The 15,800-nt window shown below is 31.2% G+C and carries 18 protein-coding genes; 11 read left to right on the top strand and 7 right to left on the bottom strand.

Annotated features, from left to right (window positions below):
• Positions 1-237: 237 nt before the first annotated feature.
• From EG240_RS13195 to ahcY, 4 genes are all read right to left on the bottom strand, one after another.
• The gene (locus tag EG240_RS13195) at positions 238-819 is read right to left on the bottom strand and encodes an outer membrane beta-barrel protein (RefSeq protein ID WP_125017638.1); all 582 of its coding nucleotides are present in this window, start codon (positions 817-819) and stop codon (positions 238-240) included.
• 158 nt (positions 820-977) lie between these two features.
• On the bottom strand, positions 978-2,909 hold the full coding sequence (locus tag EG240_RS13190) for a prolipoprotein diacylglyceryl transferase family protein (protein WP_125017636.1): 1,932 nt from the start codon (positions 2,907-2,909) through the stop codon (positions 978-980).
• Entirely contained in the window at positions 2,897-3,661 is a 765-nt protein-coding gene (locus EG240_RS13185) for a hypothetical protein (RefSeq protein ID WP_125017634.1), read from the bottom strand. The genes EG240_RS13190 and EG240_RS13185 overlap by 13 nt, the downstream gene beginning before the upstream one ends.
• A gap of 132 nt (positions 3,662-3,793) precedes the next feature.
• Complete coding sequence (ahcY, locus tag EG240_RS13180; protein WP_125017632.1) at positions 3,794-5,110, bottom strand: adenosylhomocysteinase; 1,317 nt, start codon at positions 5,108-5,110, stop codon at positions 3,794-3,796.
• 124 nt (positions 5,111-5,234) lie between these two features.
• Between ahcY and EG240_RS13175 the strand changes: the two genes are divergently transcribed.
• The 5 genes from EG240_RS13175 to EG240_RS13160 all read left to right on the top strand — a co-directional run bounded on the left by EG240_RS13175 (position 5,235) and on the right by EG240_RS13160 (position 9,284).
• Positions 5,235-5,873, top strand: a complete 639-nt coding sequence (locus tag EG240_RS13175; protein WP_125017630.1) for a 4'-phosphopantetheinyl transferase family protein — start codon at positions 5,235-5,237, stop codon at positions 5,871-5,873.
• Complete coding sequence (gene arfB / locus EG240_RS13170; protein WP_125017628.1) at positions 5,866-6,264, top strand: alternative ribosome rescue aminoacyl-tRNA hydrolase ArfB; 399 nt, start codon at positions 5,866-5,868, stop codon at positions 6,262-6,264. The genes EG240_RS13175 and arfB overlap by 8 nt, the downstream gene beginning before the upstream one ends.
• Before the next feature lie 4 nt (positions 6,265-6,268).
• Complete coding sequence (locus EG240_RS13165) at positions 6,269-6,688, top strand: hypothetical protein (RefSeq protein ID WP_125017626.1); 420 nt, start codon at positions 6,269-6,271, stop codon at positions 6,686-6,688.
• A 21-nt stretch (positions 6,689-6,709) separates the two neighbouring features.
• Positions 6,710-6,877, top strand: coding sequence for a hypothetical protein (locus tag EG240_RS16530; RefSeq protein WP_158611980.1), 168 nt, complete (start codon positions 6,710-6,712; stop codon positions 6,875-6,877).
• Positions 6,878-7,106: 229 nt separating this feature from the next.
• A complete protein-coding gene (locus tag EG240_RS13160; RefSeq protein WP_125017624.1) occupies positions 7,107-9,284 on the top strand; it encodes a TonB-dependent receptor in 2,178 nt (725 codons plus the stop codon).
• A 42-nt stretch (positions 9,285-9,326) separates the two neighbouring features.
• Here the strand turns inward: EG240_RS13160 and EG240_RS13155 are convergent, their stop codons facing one another.
• Entirely contained in the window at positions 9,327-9,740 is a 414-nt protein-coding gene (locus EG240_RS13155; protein ID WP_125017622.1) for a hypothetical protein, read from the bottom strand.
• A 140-nt stretch (positions 9,741-9,880) separates the two neighbouring features.
• Here EG240_RS13155 and greA point away from each other — a divergent pair, with 140 nt between their 5' ends.
• From greA to EG240_RS13140, 3 genes are all read left to right on the top strand, one after another.
• The gene (greA, locus tag EG240_RS13150) at positions 9,881-10,357 is read left to right on the top strand and encodes a transcription elongation factor GreA (protein WP_125017620.1); all 477 of its coding nucleotides are present in this window, start codon (positions 9,881-9,883) and stop codon (positions 10,355-10,357) included.
• A gap of 3 nt (positions 10,358-10,360) precedes the next feature.
• On the top strand, positions 10,361-10,750 hold the full coding sequence (locus tag EG240_RS13145) for an HIT family protein (protein WP_125017618.1): 390 nt from the start codon (positions 10,361-10,363) through the stop codon (positions 10,748-10,750).
• 99 nt (positions 10,751-10,849) lie between these two features.
• Positions 10,850-11,479, top strand: a complete 630-nt coding sequence (locus EG240_RS13140; protein ID WP_125017616.1) for a hypothetical protein — start codon at positions 10,850-10,852, stop codon at positions 11,477-11,479.
• 4 nt (positions 11,480-11,483) lie between these two features.
• Here EG240_RS13140 and EG240_RS13135 read toward each other — a convergent pair whose 3' ends face one another.
• On the bottom strand, positions 11,484-12,629 hold the full coding sequence (locus tag EG240_RS13135) for a sensor histidine kinase (protein ID WP_125017614.1): 1,146 nt from the start codon (positions 12,627-12,629) through the stop codon (positions 11,484-11,486).
• 113 nt (positions 12,630-12,742) lie between these two features.
• Here EG240_RS13135 and EG240_RS13130 point away from each other — a divergent pair, with 113 nt between their 5' ends.
• Genes EG240_RS13130 through aat form a run of 3 tightly spaced genes read left to right on the top strand, consistent with a single transcriptional unit; the run spans position 12,743 to position 14,846 of the window.
• Positions 12,743-13,627 carry a flavin reductase family protein gene (locus EG240_RS13130; protein ID WP_125017612.1) on the top strand — a complete coding sequence of 295 codons (885 nt, stop codon included), beginning with the start codon at positions 12,743-12,745 and terminating at the stop codon, positions 13,625-13,627.
• A gap of 3 nt (positions 13,628-13,630) precedes the next feature.
• On the top strand, positions 13,631-14,164 hold the full coding sequence (locus EG240_RS17105; RefSeq protein WP_125017610.1) for a DUF3127 domain-containing protein: 534 nt from the start codon (positions 13,631-13,633) through the stop codon (positions 14,162-14,164).
• Positions 14,165-14,204: 40 nt separating this feature from the next.
• A complete protein-coding gene (gene aat, locus EG240_RS13120; RefSeq protein ID WP_125017608.1) occupies positions 14,205-14,846 on the top strand; it encodes a leucyl/phenylalanyl-tRNA--protein transferase in 642 nt (213 codons plus the stop codon).
• Positions 14,847-14,910: 64 nt separating this feature from the next.
• On the opposite strand, the gene EG240_RS13115 is transcribed toward aat, so the two are convergent.
• Positions 14,911-15,711, bottom strand: a complete 801-nt coding sequence (locus EG240_RS13115) for a T9SS type A sorting domain-containing protein (RefSeq protein ID WP_158611979.1) — start codon at positions 15,709-15,711, stop codon at positions 14,911-14,913.
• Positions 15,712-15,800 lie beyond the last annotated feature (89 nt).

Below are 15,800 nucleotides of genomic sequence, written 5' to 3'. Positions count from 1 at the left end.
CAGAAGCGCTTTCTAAAGGTAGCTTTGTATTAGAATCAATAATTTTTCCATTCAAAACTTGAGAATTCATCTGAATAATAAACAAAGTAAAAAAAATAAGTATAAATTTTGGCATATCAAATGGTTTTGTTTTAAATATACAAAAAAAGGTCTAACTCATAAAGTCAAACCTTTTTAAATACTTAAATTCTGTAATAATAATATAAAGTATAAGCTTATTTTTTAATTTAAAGAGAATTAAAATACGTATTTAACTCCTAACGAAAGACCATTAAGTAATCCAGAATTAACATCTAATCCGAAAGTTGTTGTTGCATCTCCACCTTTAGGTTTAGCACTTTCCCAACCTAAAACTCCTAGTTTTGCCTCAACAGACCAATTACCAGTTATGAAATAATCCATACCAACACCAACATTTACACCAACTGAAGAAGCTTTAGCTTCACCGTATTTAGCAAATTTTAATGGAACTGCTGCTTCACCAAATAACAAAAAGTTATCTGTAACTCCCCAATATTTTCTAGCTAAAGGTTGTACAATAAAAGTACCACCATTTACTTTATCTCCTCCGTCCGCTTTTGCAGATTCACCAGTATAACCTATTGCTAATCCAACTGCAGTTGTCGGAGCTATAAAAGTACCAACAGCTGGCAGAACTGTAAAAGAAGAAGTCGTTGTTTTTGCTGTTAAATCAGTTTTTGGGGTTACTGTTGAGGAAAAATTTACTTGTCCCATTAAAAACCATTTACCTTTAAATCCATCTTGTGCGTTTGCAGCGAATGCAGTTAAAGCGATTACTGCTAAAATTACTTTTTTCATAATTATCAATTTAATTTTAACCAAATTTAACACTTTGAAACACTTAAAAAGATGATTATAATCATAATACTTTAAAAAAAACAGCTCGAAAGGTCAATTAAACAAATTATTAATAATTAAAAAAAAGCCGAAAGAAATTCTTTCGGCTTTAAATCATATTACTGAGTTAATCTTGAAAATCGTTTGTTACTTTCAGGAAAATCTATACCATAAGCAAACAGAATAATGAAACCATAAAATAATGAATTCAATACCAAATTCCAATTCATAGCAACTAGATGAAAAGGCTCACTTTCGAAACAAGTAAAAATGATACCAACCACGATAGAGATTAAAGCCAACCATTGATAAACTCGCATTCCTGAAAAATAGGGCGTTTGAGGTTCTCCTCTTAAAGATTCTTCCACAAAACGAAAACTTCCATTTAAAATAAGATATATTCCTGTAATAAAAGTAACAGGTAAACCTAAGCTAACTAATCTAATCAAAATGAAAAAAGTCAAGAAATTAGAAGCAATAGAATAAAATTGAGTTGGAAACAAATTCTTACCTGCCCAACCAGCAATTTTATTCACTCTTGATTTTGGATGATTAAAACAAATTCCTAAAGTATTTGTAGTTGGTTTTCCATGACAACAACCTTGAACCAAACATCTAAAACGTCCAAAAAACTGAATCGGACTAGCTGCCAAAGAAGCGATTCCTAGCAAATAAAAAAAGCTAAAATCCGAAAATATGGCTATAAAAACAATCGTAATAAAAACACCAATTATACTTCCGTAATATCCATAAGGACGTAAAAGTGCAGGTGAACCTTCAACAAATTGTGCCCAAAGTCCAGCCCCAATAAATCCTGAAATTCCAATTAAATAAATAATATAAAGATTATCTGGCAAGCAAATTCCCATTATCAAAAATCCAGCAATTCCACCCAATGCAGCGTAAATCCCATGGTTAATAATTCTGATTTTTCCTATTCGCCATTCCTTCCAAGAGTTTGAAATTCGTTCGCAAAAAGCTAATACTTTTTGATAAATCTTAATACGTTTATCTACCATATAAAAAGCAAGAACTCCAAAAAGAACATCTAAAATAGTATGATTAAAAGTTGTCAAACAACTTAGTATAATTAAAATTGAAATAATCCAACCTAAGAATTTAAAATTTGGAAATCGAATTGAAAAATATTTCAAAAAAATCAAAGCCCAAAAAACATGAAAAGACGGAAGTGCAGCTGTTTCTCCATCTAATGTTCTTCCCGTAATAATCAAATTTGTGAAGTGATTTACGTTATCTATAGAATGATATTCTACAATAAAAGGAAAAACTAGATAACAATAGAAAATGATGCACATACCAGTAATTGTGTCAAATATAAATTTGCGACAAACTTGATTGGTTTGAATCAAAAAAGGAATCAATCCGATGATTGGATAAGCGAGAATATAAGGAATTACGCTAAAATCATAAAAAGGAATGAAATTATCTAAAACTATTTTAGTGGAAATGGCATCATTAGGAGTTCCAAGAAATATGAAACTTTGGTAGATTAAAATCCAAGGCAAAAATATCCAAACATAAAGCAACAATCTATTTTTTAGACTTAATTTATTTTGATTGTTTTCAGGAAAATCAAAAAATGTTCTATGCGTTTGATGATTAAAACTTTTAGAAATTATCTCGTTTTCAAATCCATTTACGTAAGCTAAAATCAAAAGAATAAAAATAGGAGAAATCAACCAAAAGCATGAAGCTGATTGAAAATACATACTTACGCCAAATGAAACAAAAACAGCTCCGACATAAATTGGATGATGAAATAAACCGTACAATCCCGAACTTACATAGTTTTTTGGAGGAAATCCATTCATTGGCAAACCTTTTCCTTTGAACCAAAGATTAAGCATTGCACCAATTATCAAAACAAATCCAACAATTGACAATCCGATGGATAGAATTGGAAAATCAGGAACAGGAAGTTGAATTAATGATTCTGTTTTTGAAGTCCAGAAAACTAAAAATACAGGAAGAATCGCACAAAAAACAAATGCGTAAATGAATTTTTGTAGAAATATTTTTAAATTTCCCATAAGACTGTTTCGTAAAGCGAAAAACCATTTTCAGAGTTTTCTGGATTTATAAGTGTTGATTGGCTTTTAAATTTCATTTCTCTAGAATTAAGAAATTTATTCTTGAAAAATATTTTTAAGAATGGATATGAATCTGCAATTTGCAATAGTTTTTCGTCTTTGATAGAGATAGGATTTTCAAAGAGTAATTTTGTATTTTGATTTTTGAAATGTATTTCATTATCACTGATGTCCACATCTTCAATTAATTTTCCGTTCCAAAATACTTTTTTTAATGGCTGTTTTCCAATCCATTCAATCCAAATAATGGTATGGTTTTCTGAAAGAAATCTACCCCATTTTAAAGTTGAAATTGGCATTTTCCACGGAACAAAATTCATTTCTAAAATCTCAGAATAACCCAATCCCGAAAACATTTGATTATTTATTTCTACTTCAAATTCAGCTTTGGGAACGATGCAATTCCAATTGATTTTAGAATTATTTTCTTGCCATAAAACCTCAGAAATCGAATGAGATTGAGTATCCCAATTTCCAGAAATTTTTAGGCTTGAATTTGAAAATGATGAATTATTTAAACCAATAATTGATTTTCTTAGTTTACTTATTTCTTCTGTAGTTTCATCTAAAGACAAAATGAAAGATGAATAAGGAATTTTGAAACCAAATAATTTTAATTCTGCATAATACAAGATTAAAGCATTTCCTTGTTTATCGATTCCATCGAAATAGTATTTTTTGAGATTAAACATAGTGGTTGGAAAACTTTTAGGTTTCAAATATATTTCAATTAACTTTCTTAACAAAATATCACTTTTACAAAAATATCTCAAACAAAAAAGGCAACTCTTTCGAATTGCCTTTTGATATTTTAAAACTAAAAATTAGTATCTGTAATATTCTGGTTTGAATGGTCCTTGAACCTCAACTCCAATATATGCAGCTTGTCCTTCAGATAAAGTTTCTAATTCAACACCTAATTTAGCTAAGTGTAAAGCAGCAACTTTTTCATCTAAATGTTTTGGTAACATATAAACATCATTCTCATAATTAGCCGAATTTTTCCATAATTCAATTTGAGCTAATGTTTGGTTAGTAAATGAATTCGACATTACAAAAGATGGGTGACCTGTAGCACAACCTAAGTTTACTAAACGTCCTTCAGCTAAGATAATGATATCTTTTCCGTTTACATTGTAAATATCAACTTGTGGTTTAACTTCTTTTTTAGAAGCTCCGTAAGTTGCGTTTAACCAAGCCATATCGATTTCATTATCGAAGTGACCGATGTTACAAACAACGGTTTTGTCTTTCATTTTCTCGAAGTGACGACCAACAACGATATCTTTATTTCCTGTAGTTGTGATGATGATATCAGCATTTCCAACAACAGTATCTAATTTTTTAACTTCGAAACCGTCCATTGCAGCTTGTAAAGCACAAATTGGATCAATTTCTGTAACTGTTACAATAGAACCAGCTCCACGGAAAGAAGCAGCAGTTCCTTTTCCTACGTCACCGTATCCACAAACAACAACACGTTTTCCAGCTAACATTAAATCTGTAGCACGACGAATTGCATCTACAGCAGATTCTTTACATCCGTATTTGTTATCGAATTTAGATTTTGTAACAGAATCATTTACATTGATTGCAGGCATTGGTAAAGTTCCAGCTTTAACGCGCTCGTATAAACGGTGAACTCCAGTTGTAGTTTCTTCAGATAATCCTTTGATTCCAGCAACTAATTCTGGATAACGGTCAATAACCATATTTGTTAAATCTCCACCATCATCTAAAATCATGTTTAATGGCTGACGGTCTTCACCGAAGAACAAAGTTTGTTCAATACACCAATCAAAAGATTCTTCATCTAAACCTTTCCAAGCATAAACTTGAATTCCTGCTTCAGCAATTGCTGCAGCAGCTTGGTCTTGAGTTGAGAAAATATTACAAGAAGACCAAGTTACCTCAGCTCCTAAAGCTTTTAATGTTTCAATTAAAACTGCTGTCTGAATCGTCATGTGTAAACATCCAGCAATACGAGCTCCTTTTAAAGGTTGCTCATCTTTATATTCAGCTCTTAAAGCCATTAAACCTGGCATTTCAGCTTCAGCTAATTCGATTTCTTTTCTTCCCCAAGCAGCTAATGAAATATCTTTAACTTTATAAGGAACGTAAGGAATTACTTCTTTATTCATAGTTTATCTTATATTTGTGTAAACAAAATTTTAAGCAAATTTAGTGAATTCCTTTTTAATTGCACTAAATTAGATTCTTAATAAAGCGTTAAGAGATTTAACATTCAACAAAGTCAACAAAACAATGCCTTTTTACAAAAAAATTGAACTAAATAATTCAACCAATATTTACGTTTGGAAAATCACTGAAGATTTTGACACCATATTTAAAGAAACTCCGCTTAGAGATGTTAGTTTAGCACGATTAGAAAAAATGCTTTCTAAAACCCATCAGTGCGGATTTTTGAGTGTTCGACATTTATTGAAACAAGCTGGATATTCTGATTTTGATTTGATTTATGATGAAAACGGCAAACCGAATTTAAAAGACGGAAAACACATTTCAATCACGCATTCGTTTGGGTTTTCGGCAATTATTATAAGTAATGAAAATGTTGGAATTGATTTAGAAATGAATCGTGAAAAGATTATTCGAATTGCTGATAAATTTATCGATTCTGAATTTGATTATTTAGATAAACAAAATCAATACATTGAGCAGTTAAGTGTAATTTGGGGCGCCAAAGAAGCTTTATATAAAATGTGTAATTCACGAAGTTTGAGTTTTAAACAAGATATGCACGTGTATCCATTCAATTTGAATTCTGAAATACTTACGGCTCATATTGATTCAAAGCAATTAAATTTCAACAAAAATTTCCATTTGCATTTTGAGAGTTTTGAAAATTACACTTTAGTTTATGGATTAGAAAACAATGAATAAAACACAATTACATACCGAATTAGATTTTAAAGCCGTTCGAAGTTCGGGTGCTGGCGGGCAAAACGTGAATAAGGTTTCAACCAAAGTTATTTTAAATTGGAACAGCATAACCAGTTCGGGGTTATCCGAAAATCAGTTAATCCTTATTCGTGAAAAATTAGCTAACCGAATTAATAAAGAAGGAATTTTAATTTTAGAATGTGACGAAACTCGAAGTCAACTTAAAAACAAAGAACTCGTAACCAAACGTTTTTTCTATTTATTAGAAAATGCATTGATTGTTGCCAAAAAACGTATTGCGACTAAAATTCCAAAATCGGTAATTCGTAAACGATTAAACGATAAGAAAGTTAATTCGGAGAAAAAGCAAAATAGAAATTTTAAGTTTTAGAATAATGAAAAATGACATGAGAATTACGTTTGCTTGGTTTGGAACTTTGATGTTAAGTCCGATAATTATAATTACATTTCTTTTAATATCCACTGAAGCCACACGGTTTGAAATCAAAGATTTTTTCACTGCTTACTTTTTATTTATAATAATTGGAATTTTATTTGCTATTCCAATGCTATTACTTTTATTGGTTTTTAATTATTATTTTCAAAAACATAATTGGTGGAACAAAACAACCATGAGTTCATTTGGAACTGTGTTTATATTTTTATCTTTTTTGATGACTACTCAAAATTTTTATTCAGATTTAAAATCATTTGTTTTTCCTGGTATTTATTCAATATTTTTTATAATTTTAACATTCTGTGTTCATAAAATCAATTTATATGAACTAAGAAATAAAATCAAAAAATGGTTTTAAACTTTTAAAATAACAAAATCTATGTTACCATTTTTCAAATACTTAATTATGTTTTTTGTGGTAATTGCACTCGGTGGAATTGGTGCAATCATTGACTATTTTTTAGGAACTGATATTTTTAAATACATTATGACTCCAATAGCTTTATGGATAATATATTTCAGATTAAGAAAACGAAAAGTAGCCTAATTTAATATTTACAAAACAACTACTGTTCTTATAAAAAAAGAATTATATTTGCCACGTCTCAAAGGGGTGCCAATTACGGCTGAGATCATACCCAATGAACCTGGGCAGGTAATGCTGCCAAGGGAAATTACAGACTTTTCGAGTGCACGCGAAAGGTCGCATATTTATATATCTATATTATTAATCAAACAAAATAACGCCCCTTTTATTTGTAAAAGAATTTTTACGAATGAAAACAAACTTTTTGTTATTTACACTTACTGGAACTTTATTATCCGCAAATGTTAATGCTCAAACCGAACAACCTAAAGATTCGGTTTCTTATGAAACTTTAGATGAAGTTTTAATTCAGGCCGTTCGTGCCAACAAGAAAACACCAATGGCTTTTTCTAATTTATCTAAAGAAGAAATCGCTAAGAAAAACCTAGGTCAAGACATTCCGGTTTTAATGAATTTTATGCCTTCTGTAGTTACAACAACCGATGCAGGAAATGGAGTTGGTTACACTGGAATTCGCGTCCGCGGAAGCGATGCAACTCAAGTTAATGTGACTTTAAACGGAATTCCGTATAACGATTCTGAATCACACGGTTCTTTTTGGGTAAATATGCCCGACTTTGCATCTTCGTTAGAAAACCTGCAATTGCAACGCGGTGTTGGAACATCAACCAATGGATCTGGAGCTTTCGGTGCGAGTTTAAATTTATTAACCGATGCATTCTCTGAAAAAAGTTCAGGCGAAATTTCAAATTCTTTTGGAAGTTATAATACGCGAAAACATACCGTTAAATTTTCTACTGGATTAATGAATAACGCTTTTGAAATTTCAGGAAGGTTATCAAATATCAATTCTGATGGTTATATAGATCGTGCGAAATCAGATTTAAAATCGTATTTTTTACAAGGTGCTTTTATTGATGGCAAAACCTTAATTAAAGCTTTGGCATTTGGTGGAACACAGAAAACGTATCAGGCATGGAACGGTTTAGAAGACAAAGACAAACTTGAAAACGACAGAACGTATAATACTTCGGGCGAATATATCGATGCTCAAGGAAACATTCGCTTTTATGATAATGAAAACGATAATTACGATCAGAATCATTATCAATTGCATTGGAATCAACGTTGGAACACACATTGGAACACCAATTTTGCATTGCATTTAACCACCGGAATTGGATATTACGAAAATTATAAAGTCAACCAAAATTTAGCGGATTACGGTTTAGAAAATGCTTTTGTTGATAATAAGGAAGTTTCTAAATCGGACATCATCAGACAGAAATTCTTAAAGAATAATTTTTATGGCTTTACATTTTCTTCAAATTATAGAAAAGGAAATTTAGATTTCATCTTTGGAGGAGCTGCAAATAAGTATGAAGGTGATCATTATGGAAAAATTCTTTGGGTTGATGCGCCTGTCAAATACAGCTATGAGCAACAATATTATTTTGACCAAGCAACAAAAACAGATGCTAATATATTTGCTAAAGCAACTTATACGTTAAAGGATAAATGGATTTTATTTGGTGATTTACAATTGCGAAATGTACATTACAAAGCTAATGGAGAAGAAACTGGATTTGTTGATGACACGTTTAATTTCTTCAATCCGAAAGCAGGTTTAACCTATTTGATTAACGAAAGTCAGCAAACGTATTTCTCTTTTGCTAGAGCGAATCGCGAACCAAACCGAACCGATTATAAATCTGGAGCTCCAAAACCAGAACGTTTAAACGATTTTGAATTGGGTTGGAAATTAAGCAACGAAAAACTTCAAGTAAATATAAACGGATATTATATGCGCTATAAAAATCAATTGGTTTTAACGGGCGCATTAAATGATGTTGGCGCACCAATGCGTGAAAACAGCGGAGACAGTTATCGTTTGGGAATTGAAATTGACGGATCTTGGGCGATTACCAATAAATTTATTTGGGCACCAAGCATTACTTTAAGCTCAAACAAGAATATCGATTTTAAAGCACATATCGACGGTGAAGTTCAAAACTTAGGAAATACAAACATTGCTTTTTCTCCAAACTTAGTTGCTTCGAATGCGTTTACTTATTTAGTAAAAGAAGATTTTTCAATTAGCTTATTAACCAAATTTGTTGGTGAACAATATATGGGAAATACCGATTCTGATTATTCAAAACTTGATTCATATTTCACAAATGATTTGGTATTCAATTATAGTCTAAAAACTAAAAAATGGTTTTCTTCAATTGATTTCAATTTGATGGTAAACAACATCTTTAATGTAAAATATATTTCAAACGGATATTATTACACTTATGATGATAATTGGAGTAATCCTAACACAACAAAGACAATTGAAGGTGCAGGATATTATCCACAAGCTATGTTTAATATTTTAGGTGGAATTTCATTGAAATTTTAAACTATAAAAAATCCAACTTCACAGTTGGATTTTTTATTTGCCTTAATTATAAATAGTCAACATCGAACCGTTTGTAACGACACGATACGGTTTCAATGGATAAGGAGCATCTGCAATTCCTAGATACAAATTATAAACTAATTCGTCGCAACCACAACTTGCTTCAACGCCATTCAAAGTTAACGCAGAACAGCCTAAAATTTCATGGTTAGAACACGTTGCTTCATAAGCAATATAACCAGAACCTGTGTTCAAAACAATAATTCCATTGATTCCATAACCATAAATTATCATGGCATTTCCTGGGTATTGCAATTGTGTATATGAAGGTAAATTCATATTAATTTGAAAGTTTACAGCATAATCTGGTAGGAACGGATTTCTTGTACGGACATCATCTTTCGAACAACTTATAATTAATAAAGCTACTGAAAAGAAAAGAATTAGCTTTTTCATGATTAAAGATTTGGAAAACAAATTTAATTAATTAACTTTGACCTATAGAGTAAAAACGAAAATTAATAACATATATTATCAAAGTAAACAAAATCCCGTTTGTTGGGATTTTTTCTATTTTATAAAAATGACGTAAAATTATGAGTAAGGTTTCTTATTACACAGCGGAAGGGCTTAAAAAGTTACGTGACGAAATCGATCAATTAAAAAGTATCGAGCGTCCAAAAGCGTCGCAAGCTATTGCAGATGCTAGAGATAAAGGTGACTTATCTGAGAATGCAGAATATGATGCAGCTAAAGAAGCTCAAGGTTTATTAGAAATGAAAATTGCTAAGATGGATGAAATTTTAGCTAATGCGCGTTTAATCGACGAAAGCCAATTAGATGTTTCAAAAGTTTTAGTTTTATCTAAAGTAAAGATTAAAAATCAAGCAAACGGAATGGAAATGACTTATACGTTAGTTGCAGAAAGTGAAGCAGATTTAAAATCTGGAAAAATATCAGTTACCTCTCCTATTGGAAAAGGTTTATTAGGAAAATCACTTGGAGAGATTGCAGAAATCAACGTTCCAAATGGAGTTTTAAAATTCGAAGTTTTAGAAATTTCTAGAGACTAAGTTATGGCATCAATCTTCACAAAAATAATCAGCGGAGAAATTCCTTGTTACAAAGTAGCAGAGGACGAAAATTTCATTGCTTTTTTAGACATCAATCCCAATGCTAAAGGACATACTTTATGTGTTCCAAAGCAAGAAATTGATAAGATTTTTGATATGGATGAAGCGCTTTACGCAAAGTTAATGGCGTTTTCATACAAAGTAGCCAAAGCGTTAGAAAAGAGTATTCCTGCAAAACGCATCGGAATGTCTGTAATTGGTTTAGAAGTACCTCACGTTCACGTACATTTAATTCCGTTACAAGAAATGCAAGACATTCAATTTAAAAATAAAGTTTCATTATCTAATGAAGAATTTGCTGCAACAGCAGCATTAATCGCATCGCATTTATAACAAAAAAACCTCTTTGTATTTAATTACTTAGAGGTTTTTTTGTAGGTAGTTTTTATTTTTTTTGTTCTTAAAAAACTCTTTCTTTACAAAAAATAAAACATGCAATTATTTAAAAACCTATCGTTAATTACAACTACAATAATTCTCACAATAACCTTAACTTCCTGCGTTAATTGTTTGAGAACAAATGACGAAAGTTATTACCTTTCACTTCAAGATAAAAAAATCAATCAGGTTTCTGAACAAGTTCAAAAAAAATATTTAAAAAATAACACATCTGAAGTCACATTCACATTTGAACCCACAAATCTTTTTCAGGAAGATATTAGAGCTTCCAATGACGAAGGTTGTTATTCTGATTGGTGTGAACAATCTACTAATAATATTTATATCGACGGTACTGATAAAACAATCAAATTAAATATTAGAAGTTGCATGAATAATGGATTATTTGAAGTGCATTTTTTTGACAATGCAAATAATTACCACCAATCTTACTATTTAATAAATCAAGAACTACAAGATGTAACAACAATTGCATCTTATAATTCTTCAGTTTCTACTTTTTTAAATTTCACACAAGATTTTCTCTACAAGAATACTATTTATAAGAATGTATTAGTTTTTAAAAGTTGGAATACAGTTGAAACTAATTATATTATAATTGAACCTGATTTTAATTTAATATTATTTGAACATCAAAATGATGAATATAAACTAACTGAATAAACCATTATTTTTGTTTTTTGTAGGCAATTTGAATCGTTGTTCCTTTTCCGATTTCCGATTTTACTACACGAATTATTCCATTATGATATTCTTCAACAATTCGTTTAGTTAATGAAAGTCCCAATCCCCAACCACGTTTTTTAGTTGAAAATCCAGGTTCAAAGATTTTTCTAAAAAGATTTTTTGGAATCCCTTTTCCTGAATCAATTACATTGATGTAAATATATTTTTCGGTATTCTTTATATTAATAAAAATTGCTCCTTTTCCTTTAATCGCATCTATGGCATTTTTGACTAAGTTTTCAATGGTCCAACTATGAAGTACATCGTTTAAAGGAATAATCACTTCTTCTGCATTGGTTTGGTAATAGAATTCGATTTGTTTAGAAGCACGAGATTTTAAATACTCATACGATTTTTCTGTTTCAGCAATCACATTCAGCGGAACTAAAATAGGGTCGGAACCAATTTTTGAAAAACGGTCAGCAATGGTTTGTAAGCGGTAAACATCTTTCTCAATTTCAGTAATCGTTTGTTCATCAACATTATCTAAACGCATAATTTCAACCCAGCCCAACAAAGACGACAAAGGTGTACCGATTTGATGTGCAGTTTCTTTAGCCATTCCTGCCCAAAGTTTATTCTGTGCAGAAACACGACTTGCTTTAAAATAACTTAAAATAACTCCGCCAAACAAAACCAAAATCGCAATTAAGGCTAACGGATAATATTTTAATTTGGTAACCAAAGACGAATTTCCATAATATAAATATTGATTTCCGCTTGGATGCTCAATAACTATAGGTTCGTTCTCTGCCTTCAGTCGTTCTAGTAAATCTTTTTTTGCGACATTATCACCTTGTACATAATCTTCGACATTAGACACATTCATAATGCTATCCTTCTCAGAAGTTTGAACAATTGGAATAGTCGTATTCATACTTAGAACCATCAATTGAAATGAAATATCGGTTTCGTCATTAGCGCTATTAATTCCTTGGTAAGCTGAAGACCAAATTTCCATTTTATCTCGTTCTTCTTCTTTATATGTTTGAAATAACAAATAGGTATTCCAAAGAATCAACGTTAAAATAAGAAACGAACTAATAATGATAAACCAACGTAAATAAATTCTTCTTTTCGAAAACATAAATGGCATTTAAAATTTAAAGATAGTATATTTTGTGGATTTTATTTCAGAATAAAAACACTAAAAACTCAATTCATATTTTTATATTTGTTACAAACCGAATTATCTCAAATATGTTAAGTATTACACCAAAAGAATTAACTCCTGTACAGGTTCAAGCGTATTTACAAGCAGCTGTTGGTCCGCGTCCTATCGCTTTAGCAAGTACAATAGACGAAGACGGAAATGCAAATTTATCTCCTTTTAGTTTTTTCAATATTTTTAGTTCTAATCCGCCGATATTGATTTTTTCTCCTGCACGAAGAGTAAGAAACAACACCATAAAACATACTTTAATTAACGCAGAAGCAACCAAAGAAGTTGTGATAAACATTGTTAATTATGACATTGTACAACAAATTTCTTTAGCTAGTACGGAATATGGTGATGGTGTTGACGAATTTGTAAAAGCAGGTTTAACAAAAGTAAAGTCTGATGTTATAAAGCCGTATCGTGTTGCCGAAAGTCCGGTTCAATTAGAATGTAAAGTAAATCAAATTGTACCGTTAGGAACAGAAGGTGGTGCAGGAAATTTAGTGATTTGCGAAGTGGTTAAAATACATATTCACGAACATATCTTAAACGAAAATGGAGCTATCGACCAAGCAAAAATTGACTTAGTTGCACGTATGGGTGGCAATTGGTACACGAGAGCAAATGCTGGAATGTTTGAGGTTGAAAAACCATTAACAACTTTAGGAATTGGTGTTGATTCTGTTCCTGATGAAGTTAAAAAAAGTGATATATTTGTAGGAAACGATTTAGGAAAATTAGGAAACATTGAACACATTCCTACAATCGAAGAAGTTTCTGCTTTTTTAAATGATAATCAAGAGATTAAATCCCTTTTAGATAGCAACAACACAGAAGAAATATACAAAAAAGCGAAAGAACTTTTAGATAACGATAAGGTTTTAGACGCTTGGAAAATAATAGTATCAATACAAAATAAGAATTAGAAGATGGAAGTTTCAGGAAGAGTAAAAATGATTGGAGAGCCTCAACAAGTGAGTGCTAGTTTCAGAAAAAGAGAAATTGTTGTTACAACAGAAGAACAATATCCACAACATATTTTGGTAGAATTTACACAAGATAAATGTGATTTATTAAATGGTTTCCAAATTGGAGAACCTGTTCGTGTTTCAATTAATTTGAGAGGAAGAGAATGGACAAATCCACAAGGAGAAACACGTTATTTTAATTCAATTCAAGGTTGGAGAATCGACCGTCCATCACAACAAGCACCTCAAGGGCAACCAGCTTATGGAGCTCCACAAGGTTATGGACAACCTCAAGGAGGATATAACCAAGCACCACAACAAGCGTACGGTCAGCCTCAAGGTGGATTCAACCAAGCACCGCAACAAGCGTATGGTCAACCACAACAAGGTGGGTTTAATCAAGCGCCACAAAACAACTTCAATCAAAATCCAGGTGGATTCCCTCCAGCTCCAGATTTTGGAAACAATGAAGAACCAGACGATTTACCGTTTTAATTAATACCTTTATCCTGATTTTTACAAATCAGGATTTTTTATGTATATTTTATCAAACGAAATTTATTTTCCACCCGTTTCAGAAGCTCACGAATCTGGGATTTTAGCTTTTGGAGGCGACTTATCTACAGAGCGTTTACTTTTGGCTTATAACAGCGGTATTTTTCCGTGGTATGAAGAATGCGAACCTATAACTTGGTACGCACCTGAATATCGAATGGTTTTACCTTTAAGTGTTTATAAACCAAAGAAAAGTGTTCGAAATCTTATTAATAGAAACATCTTCAATTGTAGCATTAATCAAGATTTTGAATCGGTAATTCTCAATTGTCAGCAAATAAAACGTGCAGGACAAAACGGCACTTGGATTACCGATGAAATCATTGAAGCTTACAGTAATTTACATAAGTTAGGAAAAGCTTTATCTGTAGAAGTTTGGCAAGATGGAGAATTAGTTGGTGGTTTATACGGAATTGTTGTAGGTAGGATTTTCTGTGGAGAAAGTATGTTTTCTATAGTATCAAACGCTTCGAAAATAGGTTTTGATTTTTTGGTTAATTACTTAAAATCAAAAGATTTTGTTTTGGTTGATGGTCAAGTTTATAACGAATATTTAGAACAACTTGGCTTCTTTGAAACACCTCGTGAAGCTTTTATGGAAATATTAGAAACATATAGATAAAAAAGAAAAGAGTTAGCACCAACCCGCTAACTCTTTTCAACCATTATTAACCACCAAATAAATATTATTTAACAACTATTTTTTTAGTAATAGACTGTCCGTTTGATTCGATTTTCATTAAGTATATTCCTGTTGCAAAACCATCGATAGAAACTTTGTCTGTAGCTTTTACGTTTTTCAACATTTTACCTGTAATATCATATATTTTAACATTAAGGTCGTCATTGTTTTGGTTAGTGATATAAACCATACCATCAGAAACTGGATTAGGATAAACTTTAAATTTATCTTTCATCTCATTTTTAGTATTCGCAGTAGGATCAACTCCAGTTAATTTAACGTCATCAATTCTAAATCCAACATTTGAATCTGATGGATTGCTGAAACGGATACGTAAATTAGCTGTTGCGGGAATTGTTCCAGTCGGTTCAATTAAAATCCAATTAGAAGTACCTGCTCCAGTTGGTCTTGTGTAAGTCAGTCCAGTCCATGCTGTTCCATCCTCGCTTACATCAATCAGCAATTCATTACTTCCAGCATTTGTTCCTTTATAATGACCTAATGATAATGCTAAGTCTGTAAAATCAACGGTATTAATTCCTTCGATTGTTATACTTTGTTGAGGTGTTGCTGCTCCAATAAAAACACAACCCTCGCCAGAAGCACCAACATATCCTTCTGAAGGTGTTGAAATTCTAATAGTTGCATTTCCTGTAAAAACAATAGGTGTTCCGTTTTCAAAATCAGTATGATCCGCAATATTTGTATTAGCAGTTACCACACCAAAGTCCTCTTCAAAAACAACAGTTTGTGCATTCATATTCAATGCAAATCCTAGCATTGAGAATAGTAAAATTTTTTTCATAACTTTTTCTTTTATCATTTGAGTTCAAATGTATAAAAAAAAATTATAAAATGTTAAAAAATAAATATATTTTTTTAAAAATAACACTT

The organism is Paenimyroides tangerinum, assembly GCF_003865405.1.
In the GTDB taxonomy this organism is placed as follows: Bacteria; Bacteroidota; Bacteroidia; order Flavobacteriales; family Flavobacteriaceae; genus Flavobacterium; species Flavobacterium tangerinum.
This window is presented reverse-complemented; position numbering and strand designations above follow the sequence as displayed.